This window comes from Roseburia sp. 831b, assembly GCF_001940165.2.
Classification (GTDB): Bacteria; Bacillota; Clostridia; order Lachnospirales; family Lachnospiraceae; genus Roseburia.
Genome location: NZ_CP135162.1, coordinates 2,380,454 through 2,402,358, shown reverse-complemented (window position 1 = coordinate 2,402,358; position 21,905 = coordinate 2,380,454). Strand labels below are relative to the sequence as shown.

Annotated in this window: 20 protein-coding genes; 16 read left to right on the top strand and 4 right to left on the bottom strand. The window is 40.9% G+C overall.

Annotated features, from left to right (window positions below):
• Window positions 1-64 precede the first annotated feature (64 nt).
• Window positions 65-1,327: an NAD(P)/FAD-dependent oxidoreductase gene (locus BIV16_RS11005; RefSeq protein WP_075680830.1), complete on the bottom strand. Its 1,263-nt coding sequence runs from the start codon at window positions 1,325-1,327 to the stop codon at window positions 65-67.
• 39 nt (window positions 1,328-1,366) lie between these two features.
• Window positions 1,367-2,818: an NAD(P)/FAD-dependent oxidoreductase gene (locus tag BIV16_RS11000; protein ID WP_083625233.1), complete on the bottom strand. Its 1,452-nt coding sequence runs from the start codon at window positions 2,816-2,818 to the stop codon at window positions 1,367-1,369.
• 337 nt (window positions 2,819-3,155) lie between these two features.
• Here BIV16_RS11000 and BIV16_RS10995 point away from each other — a divergent pair, with 337 nt between their 5' ends.
• Window positions 3,156-4,145: a helix-turn-helix transcriptional regulator gene (locus BIV16_RS10995; RefSeq protein WP_075680828.1), complete on the top strand. Its 990-nt coding sequence runs from the start codon at window positions 3,156-3,158 to the stop codon at window positions 4,143-4,145.
• An 86-nt stretch (window positions 4,146-4,231) separates the two neighbouring features.
• Complete coding sequence (locus tag BIV16_RS10990) at window positions 4,232-4,792, top strand: M48 family metallopeptidase (RefSeq protein WP_075680827.1); 561 nt, start codon at window positions 4,232-4,234, stop codon at window positions 4,790-4,792.
• Between the two features lie 7 nt (window positions 4,793-4,799).
• On the opposite strand, the gene BIV16_RS10985 is transcribed toward BIV16_RS10990, so the two are convergent.
• Window positions 4,800-4,985, bottom strand: a complete 186-nt coding sequence (locus BIV16_RS10985; protein WP_075680826.1) for a DUF4250 domain-containing protein — start codon at window positions 4,983-4,985, stop codon at window positions 4,800-4,802.
• 172 nt (window positions 4,986-5,157) lie between these two features.
• Here BIV16_RS10985 and BIV16_RS10980 point away from each other — a divergent pair, with 172 nt between their 5' ends.
• Together BIV16_RS10980 and BIV16_RS10975 are read left to right on the top strand one after the other, a co-directional pair.
• Window positions 5,158-5,541: a hypothetical protein gene (locus BIV16_RS10980; RefSeq protein WP_075680825.1), complete on the top strand. Its 384-nt coding sequence runs from the start codon at window positions 5,158-5,160 to the stop codon at window positions 5,539-5,541.
• Window positions 5,542-5,545: 4 nt separating this feature from the next.
• Window positions 5,546-5,722: a DUF6472 family protein gene (locus BIV16_RS10975; protein WP_173664558.1), complete on the top strand. Its 177-nt coding sequence runs from the start codon at window positions 5,546-5,548 to the stop codon at window positions 5,720-5,722.
• A gap of 289 nt (window positions 5,723-6,011) precedes the next feature.
• Here BIV16_RS10975 and BIV16_RS10970 read toward each other — a convergent pair whose 3' ends face one another.
• Complete coding sequence (locus BIV16_RS10970) at window positions 6,012-7,616, bottom strand: CTP synthase (RefSeq protein WP_075680824.1); 1,605 nt, start codon at window positions 7,614-7,616, stop codon at window positions 6,012-6,014.
• Between the two features lie 659 nt (window positions 7,617-8,275).
• On the opposite strand from BIV16_RS10970, the gene ftsH reads away from it, so the two are divergent.
• The 12 genes from ftsH to BIV16_RS10910 all read left to right on the top strand — a co-directional run bounded on the left by ftsH (window position 8,276) and on the right by BIV16_RS10910 (window position 21,717).
• Window positions 8,276-10,366, top strand: coding sequence for an ATP-dependent zinc metalloprotease FtsH (ftsH, locus tag BIV16_RS10965; RefSeq protein WP_075680823.1), 2,091 nt, complete (start codon window positions 8,276-8,278; stop codon window positions 10,364-10,366).
• Window positions 10,366-12,225 carry an excinuclease ABC subunit UvrC gene (uvrC, locus tag BIV16_RS10960; RefSeq protein WP_075680822.1) on the top strand — a complete coding sequence of 620 codons (1,860 nt, stop codon included), beginning with the start codon at window positions 10,366-10,368 and terminating at the stop codon, window positions 12,223-12,225. Before ftsH ends, uvrC begins: the two co-directional genes overlap by 1 nt.
• A gap of 108 nt (window positions 12,226-12,333) precedes the next feature.
• Window positions 12,334-13,275, top strand: a complete 942-nt coding sequence (gene hprK / locus BIV16_RS10955) for an HPr(Ser) kinase/phosphatase (RefSeq protein WP_075680821.1) — start codon at window positions 12,334-12,336, stop codon at window positions 13,273-13,275.
• Between the two features lie 55 nt (window positions 13,276-13,330).
• Window positions 13,331-14,722, top strand: coding sequence for an aminopeptidase (locus BIV16_RS10950; protein WP_075680820.1), 1,392 nt, complete (start codon window positions 13,331-13,333; stop codon window positions 14,720-14,722).
• A 10-nt stretch (window positions 14,723-14,732) separates the two neighbouring features.
• Window positions 14,733-15,641, top strand: coding sequence for a UDP-N-acetylmuramate dehydrogenase (gene murB / locus BIV16_RS10945; protein ID WP_075680819.1), 909 nt, complete (start codon window positions 14,733-14,735; stop codon window positions 15,639-15,641).
• A 13-nt stretch (window positions 15,642-15,654) separates the two neighbouring features.
• Complete coding sequence (gene rapZ / locus BIV16_RS10940) at window positions 15,655-16,530, top strand: RNase adapter RapZ (protein WP_075680818.1); 876 nt, start codon at window positions 15,655-15,657, stop codon at window positions 16,528-16,530.
• Window positions 16,531-16,532: 2 nt separating this feature from the next.
• A complete protein-coding gene (whiA, locus tag BIV16_RS10935) occupies window positions 16,533-17,423 on the top strand; it encodes a DNA-binding protein WhiA (protein WP_075680817.1) in 891 nt (296 codons plus the stop codon).
• A 50-nt stretch (window positions 17,424-17,473) separates the two neighbouring features.
• Window positions 17,474-17,725 (top strand): HPr family phosphocarrier protein, encoded by a 252-nt coding sequence (locus BIV16_RS10930; RefSeq protein WP_173664557.1) that lies wholly within the window; start codon window positions 17,474-17,476, stop codon window positions 17,723-17,725.
• A 67-nt stretch (window positions 17,726-17,792) separates the two neighbouring features.
• A complete protein-coding gene (locus BIV16_RS10925; protein ID WP_075680815.1) occupies window positions 17,793-18,686 on the top strand; it encodes a diacylglycerol/lipid kinase family protein in 894 nt (297 codons plus the stop codon).
• A gap of 167 nt (window positions 18,687-18,853) precedes the next feature.
• Window positions 18,854-19,720 (top strand): class II fructose-1,6-bisphosphate aldolase, encoded by an 867-nt coding sequence (gene fba, locus BIV16_RS10920; protein WP_075680814.1) that lies wholly within the window; start codon window positions 18,854-18,856, stop codon window positions 19,718-19,720.
• A gap of 716 nt (window positions 19,721-20,436) precedes the next feature.
• Entirely contained in the window at window positions 20,437-21,060 is a 624-nt protein-coding gene (locus tag BIV16_RS10915) for a hypothetical protein (RefSeq protein ID WP_075680813.1), read from the top strand.
• Window positions 21,061-21,072: 12 nt separating this feature from the next.
• The gene (locus BIV16_RS10910; protein ID WP_075680812.1) at window positions 21,073-21,717 is read left to right on the top strand and encodes an AbiTii domain-containing protein; all 645 of its coding nucleotides are present in this window, start codon (window positions 21,073-21,075) and stop codon (window positions 21,715-21,717) included.
• The last annotated feature ends 188 nt before the right edge of the window (window positions 21,718-21,905 follow it).

The window sequence follows — 21,905 nt, the reverse complement described above, 5'->3', positions numbered from 1 at the left end:
ATATCAATAATATCTACAATTCGTACAATGATGTAAATCAGACATTCGAAATCTGGTTTATCTGTTAAACATCCTCAATCTTAATGGTAATCTTCGAAAGATCCGGGAATTCGGCTAATTTTTTCTTATCTAAAATAACCTGTTCCATCTCACCTGGTGCCATAACAGGACGTTTGCGTTTGCTGATTAAGGTGTCATCAAAGTAAGTTGCAATTGCTTTGTTTTTGAAAACATCGCCGACACGGAAACGAACGGTAAGGGTATCTTCCATCTCGGTTGGACGGATAAATTTTGGAACCGTGTAGCGGACGCCGTCCACTGGCAGAATTTCGACTTCTTTTGCATCGATATCTTTTCCGTTTTGAATATATTTTGCAGCATTTTTTCCAGCGGTAGCAGCTTCCTGAGAAACATAGTCGACAAGGTCATGTACGTGAAGGACATTTCCGCAGGCAAACACGCCGTCGATACTGGTTTCTAAGCTGTCGTTTACGATTGGACCAGAGGTGACCGGATTGATTTCAACGCCGGCAGCTTTGCTTAATTCGTTTTCCGGGAGAAGACCACAGGAAAGCAATAAGGTGTCGCAGGTGTAACGTTCTTCGGTGCCTGGGATCGGTTTGCGGTCAGGGCCGACTTCGGCGATGGTAACAGCTTTGACACGGTCTTTTCCTTCGATATCGACAACGGTATGGCTTAATTTTAATGGGATGTCAAAATCATTTAAGCACTGCACGATGTTTCGTTTCAGACCGCCGGAATATGGCATTAACTCTGCAACGACTTTTACTTTGGCACCCTCTAAGGTCATTCGTCTTGCCATGATAAGTCCGATATCACCGGAACCTAAAATGACAACCTCACGTCCCGGCATATATCCTTCCATGTTGACAAGACGCTGTGCGGTTCCGGCGGAGAAAATGCCGGCTGGTCGGTAACCCGGGATGTTTAAGGCACCTCTGGAGCGCTCTCTGCATCCCATGGCAAGGATGATGGCTTTTGCCTGAATCTCAAACATACCGTCCTCACGGTTCATGGCGGTTACTTTTTTCTCAGGGGAAATATCCATAACCATGGTATTTAACTTGTAGGCAATGTTACGTTCTTTTGCCTGCTCAATAAAGCGGGATGCATATTCCGGGCCGGTTAATTCTTCCTTAAAAGTATGAAGACCGAAACCATTGTGAATACACTGGTTCAAGATACCACCAAGTTCCTTGTCGCGCTCTATGATTAAAATACTTTCGATTCCATTATCTTTTGCGGAAACTGCGGCTGCGAGTCCGGCAGGACCACCACCGACGATTACTAAATCATAATTTTTCATAAGATGAATCCTCTCTATTCTATCAAAATACATTTGTAGTTAAATTTCTTTGTTATGTCCATATACAAGGTTGGAACCAACGCCGTTTTTGGTAATGTCAAACATGCTAAGTGGAACCTCACGCTCTAAGATTTCCATGGTACGTGGAGAACAAAAGCCTGACTGGCAGCGTCCCATTCCGGCACGGGTACGGCGTTTTACTCCATCGAGGGAACGTGCGCCGAGTGGACGGTGAATCGCATCCATGATTTCACCTTCGGTAATCATTTCACAGCGGCAGATGATGTTTCCGTATGCCGGCTGTTCTTTGATTAATGCATTGCGCTCTTCTAAGGAGAGTTTTTCCGGTCGGAGAATGCCTTTTCGGTTTCCGTTAAAATGAGGATTTTCGGAAAGGGAAAGCATTTCTTTTACCAGCGTTGCAACCATTTCTCCGATAGCAGGTGCAGAGGAAAGTCCCGGTGATTCGATGCCGGCAACATTGACAAATCCTTTTGCATCAGCTGCTTCGCCAATCACGAAATCGCCTCCGTCCTCATGAGCACGAAGTCCTGCAAAGGAGGTGATAACCTGGCGGAGCGGAATATTTTTGACGCTGAGGGAAGCGGTTTTTCCAAGAGAGTCAAGTCCGGCTAATGTGGTGTTGACTGCTTCTTTGTCCTCGACATCAACTGCGGTAGGGCCAACGAGAAGGTTGCCGTGTACGGTTGGTGTGACAAGAACGCCTTTTCCCATTTTGCTTGGAAGCTGGAAAACGGTATGGCTGACATGTGTTCCGGCATCCTTATCTAACAGCATGTATTCTCCCTTTCTGGCGGTAATGTGAAGCTTGTGTTCGCTTACCATATTGTTAAAGGTGTCCGCATAGACGCCAGCTGCGTTGATAACAACCTTGGTCTCTAAGATGGATGTTTCTTCTTTTTCACGGTTGTGAAGGGAAAGCTTATATCCTTCGGCTGCTTTTTCAATGGAAGTTACCTCTGTGTTTAAGAAAAATTCAACTCCATTTGTAAATGCATTCTCTGCAAAAGCCATCGTCATGTGGAACGGACAAACGATACCGCCGGTCGGTGCAAAAAGAGCACAGGTGACATCATCGCTAAGGTTTGGTTCCATGGAAAGAAGCTGCTCGCGGCTTAAAATCTCAAGTCCAGGGACACCGTTTTCTTTTCCTTTTTCAAGTAAGGCATCCAGTCCGGCAGGGTCCTGGTCTTTGGTACAGACGACAAGGGAGCCGTTCCGCTTAAATGGAATGTCAAGTTCCTTGGAAAGCTGATCCATAATTTCATTTCCGCGTACATTCAAGCGGGCTTTTAAAGTTCCTGGTGTTGCGTCGAATCCAGCGTGGATAATGGCACTGTTTGCTTTGGAAGTTCCGCAGCAGACATCTTCCTCACGTTCAATGACACAGGCTTTCACCTGGTATCTGGATAATTCCCTTGCAATTGCACTGCCAACGACACCGGCACCGATAATTGCTACATCATACATAATAAGATCTCCTTTTCTTTTATAAAAATGGTTACGATTGTGACAAATTTGAAGACGAAAAAAGAGCAAGGAAACAAAGCGAATTACTTCGCTCTAGTTACCTTGCTCACGTCTCTCGGTAATCGTTATTTGATTTAACTATATTATAGCACAAAAAAAATAAGTTGCAAGTAAAATAATTGTAATGGTTGCACAACTCACTTGCCTTTTGCAAAGGAACAAGATATAGTTAAGGTTAGATAAAAAACAGTTATGTCAATTACCAAGCAGTGAAAACTGTTTTTAATATAACCTGAATGATAATTTGAGACTGCCTGAAAAAGAAAGGATAAAAGCGATGGCGAAATCTGAAAAGCAGAAACAAAAACTGTTATACCTGATGCAATACCTGATGGAGAAAACAGACGAGAATCATGCAGCGACGACTGCTGACCTGATTTCCTATCTTGACCAGAATGGAATCAAGGCAGAGCGAAAGAGCATTTACAGCGATATGGACGTCTTGGCGGATTTTGGACTGGATATTGTAAAGAAAACAGAACGGCCGGGAGGCTATTATCTGGCGAGCCGTCAGTTTGAGCTTGCCGAGCTAAAACTTTTAGTGGACGCCGTCCAGTCATCGAAATTTATCACAACCAAAAAATCAAGAGAACTGATTGCAAAATTAGAATCCCTGTGCAGCAAAAATGAGGCGAAACAGTTACACCGCCAGGTGGTGGTAACGAACCGCATTAAGACGCCAAATGAGAGTATCTATTATAATGTAGATCTGATTTACAACGCCATCAGTGAGAATGTGAAAGTCCGCTTCCAGTATTTTGACTGGAGTGTCACAAAAGAGATGCAGCTGCGCAAGGATGGAGCATTTTATGAGGTCAGTCCATGGAGCTTAACCTGGGATGACGAAAATTACTATCTGATTGCTTACGATGGTGAAAGTGGAAAAATCAAGCATTACCGTGTGGATAAAATGCTTCGGATTGAGCTTTCTGTGGATAAGCGGGAAGGGAAAGAAGTATTCGAGCATTTTGACATTGCAGGATATGCAAAAAAGACGTTTGGAATGTTTGCCGGCGAGGAGGAGACCGTTACCTTGTTATGCGACAAACGCCTGACCGGAGTTATGATTGACCGGTTTGGAAAAGAGGTTTCGCTTCGGATGAAAGGGGAGGAGCAGATTCTTGCAAGAGTTAATGTCGCAGTCAGCCGCCAGTTTTTCGGCTGGGTGACAGGACTTGGGGAAGGCGTTCAGATTGAATCTCCTGAACGTGTAAAAGCACAGTACGAAGCGTATTTAGCATCCATCCTGAAAAAATATCAAGAGTAGATGCAGCACTCCAGTTAGAAAGAAAATGTTCAAAAACCGTTTGACAGCTAGCACACAAAAAAATAGAAAGTTTTAGAATAAAATAAATGAAAGAAAAGAAGTATCAGTTTACCATAGACGATATGGTAGTTGAAGTGACAAAAAAGAAAATGAAGAATCTCTATCTTCGAATCAATCCAAAAGATGGCACGATTTTGGTATCAGCGCCGCATGGAGTCAGTGAGAAAGAGATTGTCCGTCTGGTAAAAAGTAAAGAAGACTGGATTCGAAAAAATCAGAAAAGGTGGGAAGAACAGGGGGAAACGGTGATGGAATCCGACCTGCTGACACCGGAACAGGAAAAGTTTTTCCGAAACTTTTTAAAAGAGGAAGCATGGAAACTGATTGAAAAATGGCAGCCTGTGATTGGGGTTACCGTGACAGGGCTTACCATACGGAAAATGAAGACGCGCTGGGGTTCTTGCAATGTGAGAACAGGGCATGTAAATCTGAATCTTGAACTTGCGTTCCGCAAAGAGGAACAGTTAGAATACGTTGTGATTCATGAGATGTGTCATCTTCTCGAGGCGAGTCATAACCAAAGGTTCTGGAGTTATGTCAACCAATTTTGCCCGGAATGGAAACGAATTCGCCGGGAGATGAGGTAGTAAGCTGCTACACAAACTGGTTTGTCTTGGCATCATACTCGTAATCAATACTTTTTAATTTTGCGACGACATCTTCAACCTGAAATTCGTAAGCTTCGGCAAGAGCCTCTAAAGAAGGATAATGGTCGCGAAGCTGGGTATTGAGAAAACTCATCAACATGACAGGGTCATTTGGAAGAGAATCATAGTTCATAGGGAACCTCCTTTTTATAATGGTGCAGGCAAAAGTTTGCCACTTCACACTGAAATCTGAAAATAAAATAACACGGCGGATAAGAAAAGTAAAGTTCGATTTGGTTTCGACAAAAAGATGTGATATACTGATTACCATATCAAATTATAGAAAAGAATAGGAATAGCAAAAGATGGAACAAAAGATTGACAAAGAGGTATTTGATACTTTTTTCAAGGAAAGTTATTGCCCGGTAGAATATAAAAATGTGAAAACAGAATTTGAAGAGATTGCCGCTGTCGGAAATGATATTTTTACAGACAGCTATGAGGCGAGAAATCTGACAAAAGAGAATTTCATTCTCTATCTGACAAACGATGCGTATTGTGCATTTGAGGCAGTGGTAGAAGAAGCGATGGATGATTTGAATCCAGAGATTGTGGATGCGGTCATGGATGTTACAACTACAACTGTAAACGGAGACGAGATAACAGAGCAGTACTGGAAAAAGCAGGAAGAGCTGTTAAAAGAATTTTTATATCAGCTTTATGATGAAGTGATTGTAACCTGGAGGTAGAAAAATGCAGTCCAATTGTGATACTTGTGTATACAATGTGTATGATGAAGACGATGAGGCTTACTATTGTGAGGTCGATATGGATGAAGATGATGCGGCAAGAATGATGTCCGGTCATTATAAAGAATGTCCGTACTATCAGAACGATGATGAATACCGCGTTGTCAGACATCAGATGTAAAAAAAGAGAGACAAGGTATCCTCGAATATCAGATGTAAAAAAGGGAGACAAGGTATCCTCGGATATCAGATGTGAGAAAGAGAAAAAGGCAGTTCCCCTGCACATACTTTGGAAACAAAGAAGATGCAGGAAACTGCCTTTTTCTTTTTTATGTAATAGAAAATTTCGTTTCTATTACATAAAAAATGCTCCGCACGGATCGCACTGCGGCGGAGTTGAACAATGTCGCAAATGCGACCCGCCGCAGGCGGAGAATCCTGCAAGCAGGATTCTTTTTTTATTTTTATTTTTATCGTTTGCACTTTGTTGCAGCTTCTACGAAACCGTGGAACAAAGGATGAGGTCTGTTTGGTCTGGACTTTAACTCTGGATGAGCCTGTGTTGCAATGTACCATGGATGATCTGGAAGTTCAATCATTTCAATGATTCTTCCGTCAGGGGAAGTACCGCAAAGCTTCATGCCATGTTCGGTTAAAGTAGAACGGAAATCATTGTTTACTTCGTAACGATGACGATGTCTTTCCTCAATATGATCCGTTCCGTATACTTCATAAGCCTTGGAAGTCTTGTCTAAGACACATGGATAAGAACCAAGTCTTAAAGTTCCACCGATATCTTCCACACCGTTCTGATCAGGCATCAATGCGATAACCGGATGTGTGGTGTTTGGATCTAATTCGATACTGTGTGCATCGTGAAGTCCGCAGACGTTTCTAGCAAATTCAATGATGGAAACCTGCATACCAAGGCAAAGTCCAAGATATGGAACTTTATGTTCACGAGCATATTTTGCAGCAGTAATTTTTCCTTCGACACCACGTACACCAAATCCACCAGGAACCAGGATACCGGAAACATCACCTAACAGCTCGTCTGCATTTTCCGGAGTCAAGGTCTCTGCATCAATCCATTTGATATCTACAGTTGCATGCTCTGCGATTCCACCGTGCTTTAATGCTTCTACAACGGAGATGTAAGCATCGTGTAAGGCAATATATTTTCCGACAAGTGCGATTTTTACTTCCTTATTTGGATGGCGAAGTGCATCTACCATAGCTTCCCAGTCTTTTAAATCTGGTTCTGGGCAAGCTAAATGAAGAGACTCACAGGCAACTTTTGCAAGATTTTCTTTTTCCATTGCAAGTGGTGCTTCATATAAATATTCCACATCAAGGTTCTGTAAAACGTGGTCGCTTGGAACGTTACAGAATAATGCAATTTTATCACGGAGTCCCTGGTCAAGCGGCTGCTCGGAACGACATACAATGATATCCGGCTGAATACCCATTCCCTGAAGTTCTTTTACGGAAGCCTGCGTTGGTTTTGTTTTCAATTCTCCGGAAGCTTTTAAATAAGGAATTAAAGTTACGTGGACTAAAATGGCATTTTCGCGTCCAACCTCGTGCTGGAACTGACGGATTGCCTCTAAAAATGGCTGACTTTCGATATCGCCGACGGTACCACCGACCTCGATAATTGCGATATGTGTATCATCAGAAGTGAAATTACGATAGAAACGACTCTTGATTTCGTTGGTAATATGTGGAATTACCTGGACAGTACCACCGCCGTAATCGCCACGACGTTCTTTCTGTAAAACGGACCAGTATACTTTACCGGTTGTGACATTGGAATTTTTGGTGAGACTTTCATCGATAAAACGCTCGTAATGTCCAAGGTCAAGGTCAGTTTCAGCGCCGTCATCGGTCACGAAAACTTCACCATGCTGAATCGGGTTCATGGTTCCAGGGTCAATGTTGATATAAGGGTCAAATTTCTGCATAGTCACTTTGTAGCCACGGGCTTTTAACAATCTTCCAAGGGAAGCAGCAGTGATACCTTTTCCAAGACCGGAAACAACACCGCCAGTGACAAAGACGTATTTTACAGGCATAGGGTTATCCTCCTCTAAATAGTGAAATGTTTATATTGTTATCATAAAATGCCGGAAAACCGGCACCAATAAATGGAAAATGGGATAGGCATTTTCCTTCTTGTTTTAGCAAAACGTTTCGTATTATTTTAAAACCTAAAATAATAACCAATGTATTATACTACCACATTTTCAAGAAATCCAGTAAAATCGAAAAAAGTTTTTTGGATATATATTTTTTTATGTGATTCCAGTGTCAAAAGGCAGCTTACCGTTTTCTTGTTGGCAAATTGCACAATGCCAAGTCTATTTTGTTCCGATGAGTGAACATAAGAAAACTCTATGTATGCCTGATGAAAATTATTTCAGAGTGACGAGACCGGCATTCAACGAGCCATCCGCGGCTCGTGAAGCCTTGTTCTGCCGTCCGTGGCAGAACATCACTGGATATTTTGGGGCATACTAAGATTTTCTAATGTTCCCTCAAAGTCACAAAAAAGTCTTGTCTTTGTGCAATTTACCAGCGACTAATTTGTGAGCTGCCTTTTGACACCGGAATCTTAATGTTTATAAAATATTAAGAAAGGAAACGAAAAGTTCATGAAGTAGATATTGCTTTTAGGGCATATTTTCAATATAATAAAGAAGATTCTTAAGGAAAGGATACAAAGGATGGACGTATGGACAACAATGGACCAAATAACGAAATAAATAACAATAGAAATCAAAATGATCAAAACGGTAACAAGGGGAATAAGAATGGACAGGCTATTATGATCTTTATTCTTATCTCGCTGGTTGCTTTATTTATTATGAGCCTTTTGACGAACCGGTATTCCCAGATGAGCTCGGAGGAGATTTCCTACACAGAGTTTATCCAGATGGTGAAAGACGGAGAGGTAAAGTCTGTTAAGATAGGCAACTATGAGATTGACATTACACCGGTTTCGGATGAAAAGACGCAGTCGGATGAGATAACATCCCTGTTCTACCCGGTTACTTCCCAGAAGAGTTATTACTGTGGAATCGTAAGTGACCCTACCTTATATCATACCTTATCTACCTATGGCGTTGAGGTATATGGAACAATACCGGATAATACATCAAGCTGGCTGATTAGCATTTTATCTTACCTGATTCCGTTAGCACTTGTATGGGTCATTCTGTTTTTCTTAATGAGAAAAATGGGTGGCGGTGCAATGGGCGTTGGCAAGAGCAATGCGAAGGTTTATGTGGAAAAGCAGACAGGTGTTACCTTTAAGGATGTTGCGGGACAGGATGAGGCAAAAGAGTCCTTGCAGGAAGTGGTAGATTTCCTTCATAACCCGAAGAAATATCGCGAGATTGGTGCGAAGCTGCCGAAGGGAGCTCTTTTAGTAGGACCTCCTGGTACCGGTAAGACATTGCTTGCAAAAGCAGTTGCCGGCGAGGCAAAAGTGCCATTCTTTTCACTGGCAGGTTCTGATTTTGTTGAGATGTTTGTCGGTGTAGGAGCATCCCGTGTGCGTGATTTGTTCAAGGAAGCACAGAAACAGGCGCCGTGTATTATTTTCATCGATGAGATTGATGCGATTGGTAAGAGCCGTGATTCCAGATATGGTGGCAATGACGAGCGTGAGCAGACATTGAACCAGTTGCTGGCTGAGATGGATGGTTTCGACAGTTCGAAAGGACTTTTGATTTTAGCAGCTACAAACAGACCGGAAGTATTGGATAAAGCACTTCTTCGTCCGGGACGTTTCGACAGACGAATTATCGTAGATAAGCCGGATTTGAAGGGACGTTTGGAGACTTTAAAAGTTCATTCCAAGGATGTTATGATGGATGAGACTGTTGATTTGGATGCACTCGCACTTGCAACAGCAGGTCTTGTAGGTTCTGACCTTGCCAATATGATCAATGAGGCAGCTATCAATGCGGTAAAGAATGGAAGAAAATATGTCAACCAGTCTGATTTGTTTGAAGCATTTGAACTTGTGGCAGTCGGTGGTAAAGAGAAGAAAGACCGCGTGATGAGTGATAAGGAACGTAAGATTGTTTCTTACCATGAAGTAGGTCATGCAATTGTGACAGCATTACAGAAGAACACTGAACCAGTTCAGAAGATTACGATTGTTCCAAGAACCATGGGAGCATTAGGATATACCTTACAGACACCTGAGGAAGAGAAGTTCCTGCAGACTAAGGATGAACTTCTTGCGAAGATTGCAACCTATATGGCAGGACGAGCAGCAGAGATGCTGGTATTCAACTCCGCAACAAGTGGTGCTGCAAACGACATCGAGAATGCAACCGCAATTGCACGTGCAATGGTAACACAGTACGGTATGTCAGATAAATTTGGTATGATGTGTCTTGCAACCGTTGAGAACCAATATCTGGACAATCGTGCCGGATTGATTTGTGGTGAGGATACTGCAGCACAGATTGATGGAGAAGTACTTCATATCATCAACAATGCTTATGATGAGGCAACCCGTCTTTTGACAGAGAACCGTGAGGCATTAGATGTGATTTCAGAATATCTGTATGAGCATGAGACAATTACAGGAAAAGAGTTCATGAAGCTTTTCCGTGAGGTCAAAGGAATTCCAGACCCGGAAGAGGAGAAGAAGGATTCCAATGACGGACAGAAAGATGCAAAAGAAGAACATCTTTCTGATGAAATGTTTGAGGACGAACTTCCAAAAGGAAGCTTTGTGGATCAGACAGTAACAGATGATACAAATATGACAAAGCAGACTTCAATCTATGAGAACGATGGTGAATAATGTTTAATATAGAAGAAGAATTAAAAAAACTCCCGGATCAACCGGGAGTTTATATTATGCATGATGATAAAGATGCAATTATTTATATTGGAAAAGCGGTCAGTCTGACAAAGAGAGTACATCAATACTTTCAGGCAAGCCATAATGAGGGGATTAAGAAGGCTCAGATGGTAAAACAGATTGCCCGCTTTGAATACATTATAACGGATTCCGAATTAGAGGCACTTGTCCTGGAATGTAACCTGATTAAGGAGCATCGCCCGAAATACAATACAATGCTGCGGGATGATAAAACCTATCCTTACATTAAGGTGACAGTAGGAGAAGATTTTCCGCGTGTCCTTTTTTCCAGGCAGCAAAAGAGGGATAAATCCAGATATTTTGGCCCTTACACCAGCGCGGGTGCAGTAAAAGAAACCATTGAACTTGTCAATAAACTTTATCATTTAAGAACCTGTAACAGGGTACTGCCACGGGATATGGGAAAAGAACGACCTTGTTTAAATTACCATATCAAGCAGTGCGCCGGACCATGTCAGGGGTATATCAGTAAAGAAGAATACCGCAAAAATGTGGATAAGGTCATTGACTTTTTAAATGGAAATTATGCGCCGATTATGAACGAACTTGAGACGAAGATGTTAGAAGCGTCGGAGCAGATGGAATTTGAAAAAGCAATTGAGTATCGAAACCAGTTAAACAGTGTCAAACAGGTGGCACAGAAACAGAAGATTACCCACACGGATGGGGAGGATAAAGATATTATTGCGCTTGCAGCAGACGACAGAGATGCGGTTGTGCAGGTCTTTTTTATCCGCGATGGCAAGCTGATTGGCAGAGATCACTTCTATGTAAAAGTAGGAGAGGATGATACCAAGGAACAGATTCTAACTACATTTATAAAGCAATTCTATTCCGGAACTCCGTTTTTCCCACGTGAGATTATGCTTCAGATGGATCTTGCGGAACGGGAAGTTTTGGCGGAATGGTTATCCCAGAAGAGAGGCAGCAAGGTCTTGATAAAAGTGCCTCAGAAGGGCATGAAAGAAAAGTTAGTAGAGCTTGCAGAAAAAAATGCGAAACTGGTTTTAAGTCAGGACCGCGAAAAAATGCGCCGTGAGGAAGGCAGAACCATCGGTGCTTTAAAAGAGATTCAGAATCTTTTGGAACTGGAAGAACTGCAGCGGATTGAGGCGTTCGATATCTCAAACATCAATGGATTTGAGACCGTAGGTTCCATGATTGTCTACGAAAAAGGAAAGCCAAAACGCAGCGATTACCGTAAGTTCAAGTTAAAGACGATTACGGGACCGGATGATTATGCATCGATGCATGAGGTTTTGACCAGACGATTTACACATGGAATGAAAGAACAGGAAGAACTTGCGAAAAAGGAGATGTCAGCGGAGTTCGGAAGTTTTACCAGATTCCCGGATTTAATCATGATGGATGGTGGACGCGGACAGGTTAACATTGCGCTCCAGGTTTTGGATGAACTGCATCTTAACATTCCAGTATGTGGTATGGTAAAGGATGATAATCACCGGACGCGCGGGTTATACTATCATAACATAGAAATCCCGATTGACCGGAACAGTGAAGGATTTAAGCTGATTACAAGAGTCCAGGATGAGGCGCATCGCTTTGCAATTGAATATCACCGCTCGTTAAGAAGTAAGACACAGGTACATTCGATTCTGGATGACATTCCGGGAATTGGCCCGTCCAGGAGAAAAGCATTGATGAAAAAATATCAATCTTTGGATGCGATTAAGTCTGCAACAGTGGAAGATTTACTGGATACTCCATCGATGAATGAACAGGCTGCACAATCTGTTTATCAGTTCTTCCGCAGTTGAAGAAATCTTGTTTCTATGGTATGATGGGCATAACTAAGGGAACAAAAGATTTGACAAATAACAGAGTGGTTTTTACAGAAAACACTTGGTGAGAATGGAGAAAAAGGTATGGATGGTGTAGCAGTATCAAAAATCATGCAGATCATGGATCTGAAGAATTATCTCCCTGATATGGAGTTAAAGGGACATCGCATCATGCTGAGTGATGTAAACAGACCTGCGTTGCAGTTAAGCGGTTATTTTGAGCATTTTGAACAGTCACGTTCACAGATCATCGGTACAGTTGAGTATACTTATTTACAGCAGTTAGACGAGAAAAGAAAAGAAGAAATTTATCGCCAGTTCATGGCGTATGATATCCCATGTATTTTCTTTTGCAGGGATTTACAGCCGGATGAACTTTTCTTAAAAATTGCGATGGAAAGTAATATTCCGATTCTTGGAACCAAGAGAAGTACTTCCGAATTCATGGCAGAGCTGATTTATGTATTGAGTGAGCAGCTTGCTCCATGTATCACCATTCACGGGGTACTGGTCGATGTTTATGGTGAAGGACTTTTGATTATGGGAGAAAGCGGCATCGGTAAGAGTGAAGCTGCACTGGAGTTAGTAAAGAGAGGACATCGTCTTGTAACAGATGATGTTGTAGAGATTCGTAAAATCAACGAACATACATTGATTGGAACATCACCGGATATCACACGTTATTTCATTGAACTTCGAGGAATCGGAATCATCGATGTAAAGACATTGTTCGGTGTAGAATGTGTCAAGGAAAAACAGCAGATTGACCTTGTCATCAAACTGGAAGACTGGAAGAAAGAGAATGAATATGACCGTCTTGGTTTAGAGGAAGAATATACAGAATTCCTTGGCAACAAAGTCGTTTGCCATTCACTTCCGATTCGTCCTGGCCGTAACCTGGCTGTCATCTGTGAGGCAGCAGCCGTTAACCACAGACAAAAGAAGATGGGTTACAACGCAGCCCAGGAATTATACCGTCGTGTGCAGGAGAACCTGACAAAAGGAAACGACGAGGATGACGAATAGAAGACAACAGCAAATGCTGATCTTAAAATAACTTAGAAATTGGAGCATAAGTCAAATGGAAAGAAAAAATGCATGGGAGAAATACCCGGAAGGAACAAAAAGAGAAGCAGTTTTTCAGTTCGCAGAGGAGTACAGACAGTTTATTTCAAACTGTAAGACAGAGCGCGAATGTGTTACTGCATTAGAGAAAGTGGCAAAGGAAGCCGGATTTGTTGACTTAAAAGAAGTCATGGACAAAAAGTTAAGCTTAAAAGCCGGTGATAAAGTATATGCAAATAATATGGGAAAAGGTCTTGCACTTTTCGTATTAGGAAAAAAAGACTTAGAAGAAGGTATGAACATCTTAGGAGCTCATATCGATTCCCCTCGTATGGATTTAAAACAGAATCCAATGTATGAGGACACAGACCTTTGTATGTTAGATACACACTACTATGGTGGTGTAAAGAAATACCAGTGGGTAACACTTCCACTTGCACTTCACGGTGTCGTTGCAAAGAAAGACGGAACTGTGGTAACGGTAAATATCGGTGATAAACCGGGTGATCCTGTTTTAGGTGTCAGCGATTTGTTGATTCATCTTGCAGCAGATCAGTTAGATAAAAAAGGTGCAAAAGTAATCGAAGGTGAGAACTTAGACCTCTTAATCGGAAGCATTCCAACATCAGAAGACAAAGAAGATGTCAAAGAGAAAGTAAAAGCCAACATCTTAAGCATCATTGAAAAAGAATATGGCTTCGAAGAAGAAGATTTCCTTTCTGCTGAGATTGAGGTGGTACCAGCCGGAGAAGCAAGAGATTATGGCTTAGACAGAAGCATGATTATGGGATATGGTCATGACGACAGAGTATGCGCATACCCATCTTTCGTTGCAACAGTTCAGACAGAGAATCCAGAGTATACAAGCGTATGCCTGCTCGTAGATAAAGAAGAAATCGGAAGTGTCGGAGCATCCGGTATGCAGTCTCATTTCTTCGAGGACTGTGTGGCAGAAGTATTGAATGCAACCGGAAAATATTCCGGAATTGCCTTAAGAAGAGCACTCCGCAATTCTAAGGTATTATCTTCTGACGTATCAGCAGCATTTGATCCAAACTATCCAGCTGTTATGGAAAAACGTAATGCAGCATATTTTGGAAGAGGTCTTGTATTCAACAAATATACAGGTGCAAGAGGAAAATCAGGTTCCAATGATGCAAATGCAGAATATGTAGGAAAGCTTCGTAATATGATGGATACAAATGAAGTTTATTTCCAGACCGCAGAACTTGGTAAAGTAGACCAGGGCGGCGGTGGAACCATCGCTTACATTCTTGCAAATTACGGCATGAATGTTATTGACAGTGGTGTTGCTGTATTGAACATGCATGCACCATGGGAAATCATCAGCAAAGTAGATTTATATGAAGCACTTTTAGGATACAAAGTGTTCTTAAAAGAGGCATAAAGGAGCAGAAATGAACCAGCAGTTTTTAGAAGCATTAAAGACAATATTGAATGAGGAGCAGTGGAAGGAGCAGGAGCCGATGAAGCTGCATACCACATTCCGAGTTGGAGGATCGGCAGATTTGCTGGTCACTCCAGACCTGGTTCAGCTTCCAAGTGTGATAAAATTATGTAAACTTCATCAAATGCCATATACCGTAATTGGAAATGGCAGCAATCTTTTGGTAGGCGATAAAGGAATTCGTGGTGTCGTCATTGTCTGCGGAAAGCCGGCAGAAGAAATCAGCTTTGACGGAGCGCACATGACAGTGGGTGCCGGAACCATGCTGGCAAAGGCAGCAAATGCAGCAGCAGAACATTCTCTTACCGGAATGGAGTTTGCAGCAGGAATTCCGGGAAGTGTTGGTGGAGCTGTTGTCATGAACGCAGGTGCCTATGGCGGCGAGATGAAAGATATCATTGAGAGTGTCAAGGTTCTTGATTTAGATGGCAAAGAACATGTCCTGTCATTGCAGGAACTGGATTTGTCCTATCGTCATAGCTGTATTCCAGAGCATGGTTATATTGTGACAGAGGCAACACTTTGTCTAGAGCGCGGCGATATGCAGCAGATTCGTGATACGATGGAAGATTACCGGAATAGAAGAGCAGAGAAACAGCCACTCAATTACCCGAGTGCAGGAAGTACCTTCAAACGCCCGGAGGGTTATTTTGCAGGAAAGCTTATTATGGATGCAGGGTTAAAAGGCTATACCGTTGGTGGAGCACAGGTTTCTGAGAAACATGCAGGATTTGTGGTAAATATTGGGGATGCAACTGCGGCAGATATCAAACAGCTGATGCAGGATGTATCAGATAAAGTAAAGGAACAGTATGGTGTTGTGTTAGAGCCAGAAGTGAAAATGATTGGCGAATTTTAAAGGATGAGGAAACATGAAATTTGTAATATTGACCGGAATGTCCGGAGCAGGAAAAAGTACAGCATTAAAAATGATGGAGGATATCGGATTTTATTGTGTGGATAATCTTCCGATTCCATTGGTAGAGAAGTTTGTAGAATTGTCGGATGCGTCAAATGCAGAATTGCAAAAGGTTGCAGTCGGAATCGACATCAGAAGCGGACAGTCTTTAGATGAACTTCGCGATGTGCTGGACCGGATTGAAGCAAAGGGAGATTCCTGTGACATTTTATTCTTGGATGCAGAGGATTCCGTTCTGGTAAAACGTTACAAGGAGACAAGAAGAAGTCATCCATTAGCAGGAAGCGAGCGCGTTGACAAAGGAATTGCCTTAGAGCGGGAACGTCTTGATTTTTTGAAAAAACGTGCGAATTATATTATAGATACCAGCCAGCTTCTGACAAGGGAGCTAAAGGCTGAACTTGAGAAGATTTTTGTGTTACAGCAGGACTACAAGAACCTGTTTATCACCGTCCTCTCATTTGGTTTTAAGTATGGAATACCGGCAGATGCCGATTTGGTATTCGATGTCCGTTTTTTGCCAAACCCTTATTATGTAGAGGGACTCCGTGCAAAAAATGGAAATGACAAAGAAATTCAGGACTATGTACTTCAATTTAAGGAAGCACATGAGTTTTTAGATAAATTAGAAGATATGATTAACTTTTTACTGCCGAATTATATCACCGAGGGCAAGAATCAGCTGGTCATTGCAATCGGCTGTACCGGAGGCAAGCATCGTTCGGTAACGTTAGCCAATGAGCTGTACAAACGATTGAAGAAAAAGAAAGAATATGGACTTAAGATTGAACATCGTGACATCGGGAAAGATGCAATGAGAGGAAAGTAAGAATGTCGTTTTCAAGTAAAGTAAAGGAAGAATTAGCGGGACAGATTGGGAAAAGCAGACATTGTCAGATTGCGGAACTTGCAGCGCTGATTGCATTTGATGGAAAAGCGAAAATTGGCGAAAATGGCGCAACCATTTTACTTGATACAGAAAATGAAAACCTTTTGCAAAAATACGGGATTCTGGTAAAAAAATTATTTCATTTTGATACTGCTAACACGAAGGCGCAGGATTGGAAACGTGTTTATGAGGCAGTTAAGATGTGGGATGAAGAAAAGCAAAAGCCTCACATCACAAATGATGTCAACGGGATTTTGGTTCAGCAGACCTGTTGTAAAAGAGCCTTTATCCGGGGCGCATTTTTGGCAAGTGGTTCCATCAGTGATCCGAATAAATCTTATCATTTTGAGATTGTGTGCAAGGATGAACACCAGGCGGAGCAGTTAAAGGAAATGATTAACAGCTTTGATATGGATGCGAAAATCGTTCTTCGAAAAAAATACTATGTGGTGTATTTGAAAGAAGGTTCCCAGATTGTGGATTTGCTAAACGTCATGGAAGCGCATATTTCCCTGATGAATCTTGAAAATGTCAGAATTTTAAAAGAGATGCGAAATTCTGTAAACCGTAAGGTAAACTGTGAGACAGCAAACATCAGCAAGACGGTGAATGCAGCGGTAAAACAGGTTCTTGATATTGAATATATCAGAGATACGGCGGGGTTAGACAGTCTGCCGGAGAATTTGAAAGAGATGGCACTTCTTAGATTGGAGTATCCAGAGTCAGCACTCAAAGAGTTAGGCACTTATTTAAATCCACCGGTTGGAAAATCGGGGGTAAATCATAGATTGCGAAAGCTAAGCGCAATTGCAGAGGAATTGCGTGAAGGATAGGAATAAGTGAGAGAAACAAGTGTGTTATTTATGTTTTAATGGAGGACAAAATGAAAAAGAATGTAACGATTCAGATGACAAACGATTTGGAAGCAAGACCGATTGCACTTTTAGTTCAGCGTGCAAACGCATTTTCAAGTGAGATTTATCTTGAAGTTGATACCAAAAAAGTAAATGCAAAAAGCATTATGGGAATGATGAGTCTTGGATTGTTGTCTGGAACATCCATTGTTGTGGAAGCAAATGGAGAGGATGAAGCAGAGGCCGTTGAAGCAATTGCTGGTTTTCTGACCGATAACTAGAGCACTTTTACAGAAGTTCATAAGGGTAGAACTGTAAGAAATAAAAGCGTATAAAGAGAGAGAATTTATGAAAAAGAAGTTATTATTTGTGTTTAATCCATTTTCAGGAAAGGCTCAGATTAAAAATCAGCTTCTTGATATTGTGGATACAATGGTAAAGGCGGATTATGAGGTAACCATTTACCCGACGCAGGCGAGGGATGATGCAAGGCATCAGGTGGAGCATCATGCCGGTGAATATGACCTTGTGGTCTGCAGCGGCGGGGATGGCACCTTGGATGAAGCCGTAACCGGTATGATGAAACGTGAGAAAAAAGTTCCGCTTGGCTATATCCCGGCGGGAAGCACCAATGATTTCGCCAATTCTTTGGGTATTCCAAAGGATATGGTAAAAGCAGCAAAGGTTGCGGTGTCCGGCAAAAATTTTGCCTGTGATATCGGAGACTTTAACGGGGACTCCTTCGTGTATGTGGCTGCATTTGGACTTTTTACGGAGGTATCTTACCGGACAAGCCAGAATTTGAAGAATATTTTAGGACATGCTGCATACATATTAGAGGGGGCGAAATGTCTTCACGATATTCCGGCCTATCTGATGCAGGTGGAATATGGTACAACCAGACTCCAGGATGAATTTATCTATGGAATGATTACGAACTCGACTTCTGTCGGTGGTTTTAAAGGGATGACAGGTAAGGATGTCCTGCTGGACGATGGCGTTTTTGAGGTGACTCTGATTAAGAAGCCAAAGAACCCGATTGAGTTAAATGAAATTTTGGCAAGTCTTACAAATCTGATTGATGATACCGATATGATTTATTCATTTAAGACAGACGAAGTCAGATTCCATTGCAAACATGAGATTCCATGGACGCTGGATGGAGAATTTGGCGGGGATCATGAAGAGGTAATTGTAAAGAATATACACCGGGCGTTAGAGTTAAAAGTAGAGGACAATTAAGTAGAGGACAATTAGGAAAAGGAAAGATTGTTATATTTTTAACTTTATTTTTGGACAAAAGTAATATATAATAAACTCGTATATGGGTTTATTTTATGGCGGAGCGGTGCAAACCAATCTGCACATGATAATGTACTAATTATTTTTAACAAATGGAGGAATATAATATGTTAGTATCTGCAAAAGAAATGTTAGACAAAGCAAAAGCTGGACATTACGCTGTTGGACAGTTCAACATCAACAACCTTGAGTGGACAAAATCAATCCTTTTAACAGCACAGGAGTTAAACTCCCCAGTCATCTTAGGTGTATCTGAGGGTGCTGGTAAATACATGACAGGTTTTGAAACTGTTGCTGCAATGGTAAAAGCTATGGATAAAGAATTAGGAATCACAGTTCCTGTTGCATTACATCTTGACCATGGTACTTACGAAGGATGCTACAAATGTATCAAAGCTGGATTCACATCTATCATGTTTGATGGTTCCCACTACGCAATCGAAGAGAACGTTGCTAAGACAAAAGAATTAGTAGCAGTTGCTCATGGTATGGGAATGTCTATCGAAGCTGAAGTAGGTTCTATCGGTGGAGAAGAAGACGGTGTTGTAGGAATGGGCGAATGCGCAGATCCTAACGAATGTAAAATGATTGCTGACCTTGGTGTAGATATGCTTGCAGCAGGTATCGGTAACATTCACGGAAAATATCCTGAAAACTGGGCTGGATTAAGCTTCGAAACATTAGCTGCAGTTCAGGAAAAAACAGGAAAAATGCCATTAGTTCTTCACGGTGGTACAGGTATCCCTGCAGATATGATCAAAAAAGCAATTGATCTTGGAGTATCTAAGATTAACGTTAATACAGAGTGCCAGTTAGCATTCCAGGAAGCTACACGTAAATACATCGAAGCTGGAAAAGACTTAGAAGGAAAAGGATTCGATCCTCGTAAGTTATTAGCTCCAGGTGCAGAAGCAATCAAAGCTACTGTAAAAGAGAAGATGGAATTATTTGGTTCTGTTGGAAAAGCTGAATAATAAGATATAGAGATAGTAAGACCTTGTAGGGCGGGAAACCGTTCTATGAGGTCTTTTTCTTTTACAAGAAAAGATGGAATATTTATTTGAAAATGCCAATGGTCTATGATAAAATTTCATTGGGTGTCACCATAACGGTAGGCGGTTGACCCTCTACGGAGGGACTGTGACCCTCCGATTACATAGAAACCCGCAAGGGAATCGAAAGAAGTCATTGGCTTCTTGGAAAGGAGGGCTAAGCCATATGAGTATTGTTGATTTTATCGCAGTGGTAAGTTTCGGCTTAACCTGCTTTGGATTAGGGTATTCCTTTGGTAAGGATAATAATAAGACACAAAAATAGCCGCCCCGACCTAGCAAGTTGAGCAGCTATTTTTAGCAAAACAATTTAACGGGTCAACCGTCTATCGGTGACACCCTTTTTGTATAATCAATATAACACGTATTGGCTGAAAATACAACTAGAAAATCGCTTTTGGTAATAGGGGAGATAATTCTATTTTTGCTTAGAAGTATTGATGTTGGAATTGGGGTGTGGGCAAAAAGGATGCAATATGGCAGTTGTGCAATAAAAATGTGTTTTGATAAAATCTAAATTTTGAGAGTGAATTTCTCTATAGAAACTTCTATGGTATAATAGGCTTATGCTAATAGAGTTGGTAAATAGAGAAGAGAATTGAATGGAAACTCAATAATTTTGGATAGGAGTGTTTGCATTGAGAAAAGATAGTGCAAAATTTTTGGAGATACTTTTGAAAAAAAGAGGGGAATTAGGTCAAGATGCTATAAGTTGTGATATAAATGAATTCATGGAAATACCTAATGTTAAGTTTAATGTAAAAGCAATATTAGATGATTTAAAATTATGTGGTTGTATTACGAAGGCTAGTTCAATGTATATTAGCGGTAGGTTGGCTGTTTATTTAACAATGGAAGGTATAGATTATTTTCAGGATAAAGAAAAACAGTATCAGGAGGCACGGATGAGTAATATTACAAATAATTTTTGTGGAAGTGTAAGCAATATACAGCTTCAGCAGGGAACTGTTAATTCTACACAAACACAAACGATTACTGATATGGAAACAGTAGATTTTGATAAGGTTTCGGAGTTTGTTGCAAAAATTAAGAAGTATGACACTTTGTTAGAAGATGAGTTTGGAGATAAAGCAACAGAAGTCAGACAGAAAATAACAGAAATTGATACTTTAATTCAAAAGAAAGAAAATCCTGGTAAAGTAAAAATGCTTTTAATGGAATTGAAGAATTTATCTGTTGGTGTGGCTGGAAGTCTAATTGCGACAGGGATTGTAGAAGGAATAAAATTACTTTTTATATAAGAGGAATAAATTATGAATGGTATTGTCTTGGAACTACAAAAAGAAGCTATGGATAAAAATGCAGACATAGAATCTTTATTAAGAAAGTCATATGTTATTGCGCGGAAATTGAAGTTGCCAGATTTTCAAGAGTGGATACAATGTGAGCAAGAGGGATATGGGAAAAAAGAGACTCCTGAATATAGAATGATACAAGGACAATTGAAAGCATTAAATCCTGTAGGGGTATGGATTCCAGTAGTGATGGATTCGGCAGTAGCTGAAAAAGCTTTTACGAAAACAAAATTGCCAAATTCAATTTCAGAGCTATATGATTTATACCGAAATGCTGAAAACTCAATGTTAGTAATGAATCTACCTGCTGAGATGAATAAGTATGTAGCAAAATGTTGTGGAGTTAATACCCAATTTAGATTAGAATTTGGAAAAAATCAAATATATTCTATTTTGAGCAGAGTGAAAAATAATATTTTAGATTGGGCTTTGACGTTAGAAGAAAGTGGAATAGTTGGGAGAGATTATTCATTCTCAGAAGAAGAAAAAAAGATAGCACAAGAAAAAACAGAATTAACAAACTATATAACAAATTTTTGGGGAACAGCAATAGATGTGCAAATGCAACAGGGAAATACAAATTCAGAACAAAGCAAATTTTGAAGGGATTTTGAATAATAAACAAAAGAGGTGAAGCATAAATGGGGAGCGCAACTCGGCAATATTCAAAGGAAGAGATAATTGAGAAATATCAAAGGCATATAGATAATTATGAAAATATTATTGTTGAACTAGAAATATTTGAAAATAGTGTATATGTTAAAGAAAAAATATAAAAATTTATTTGAATG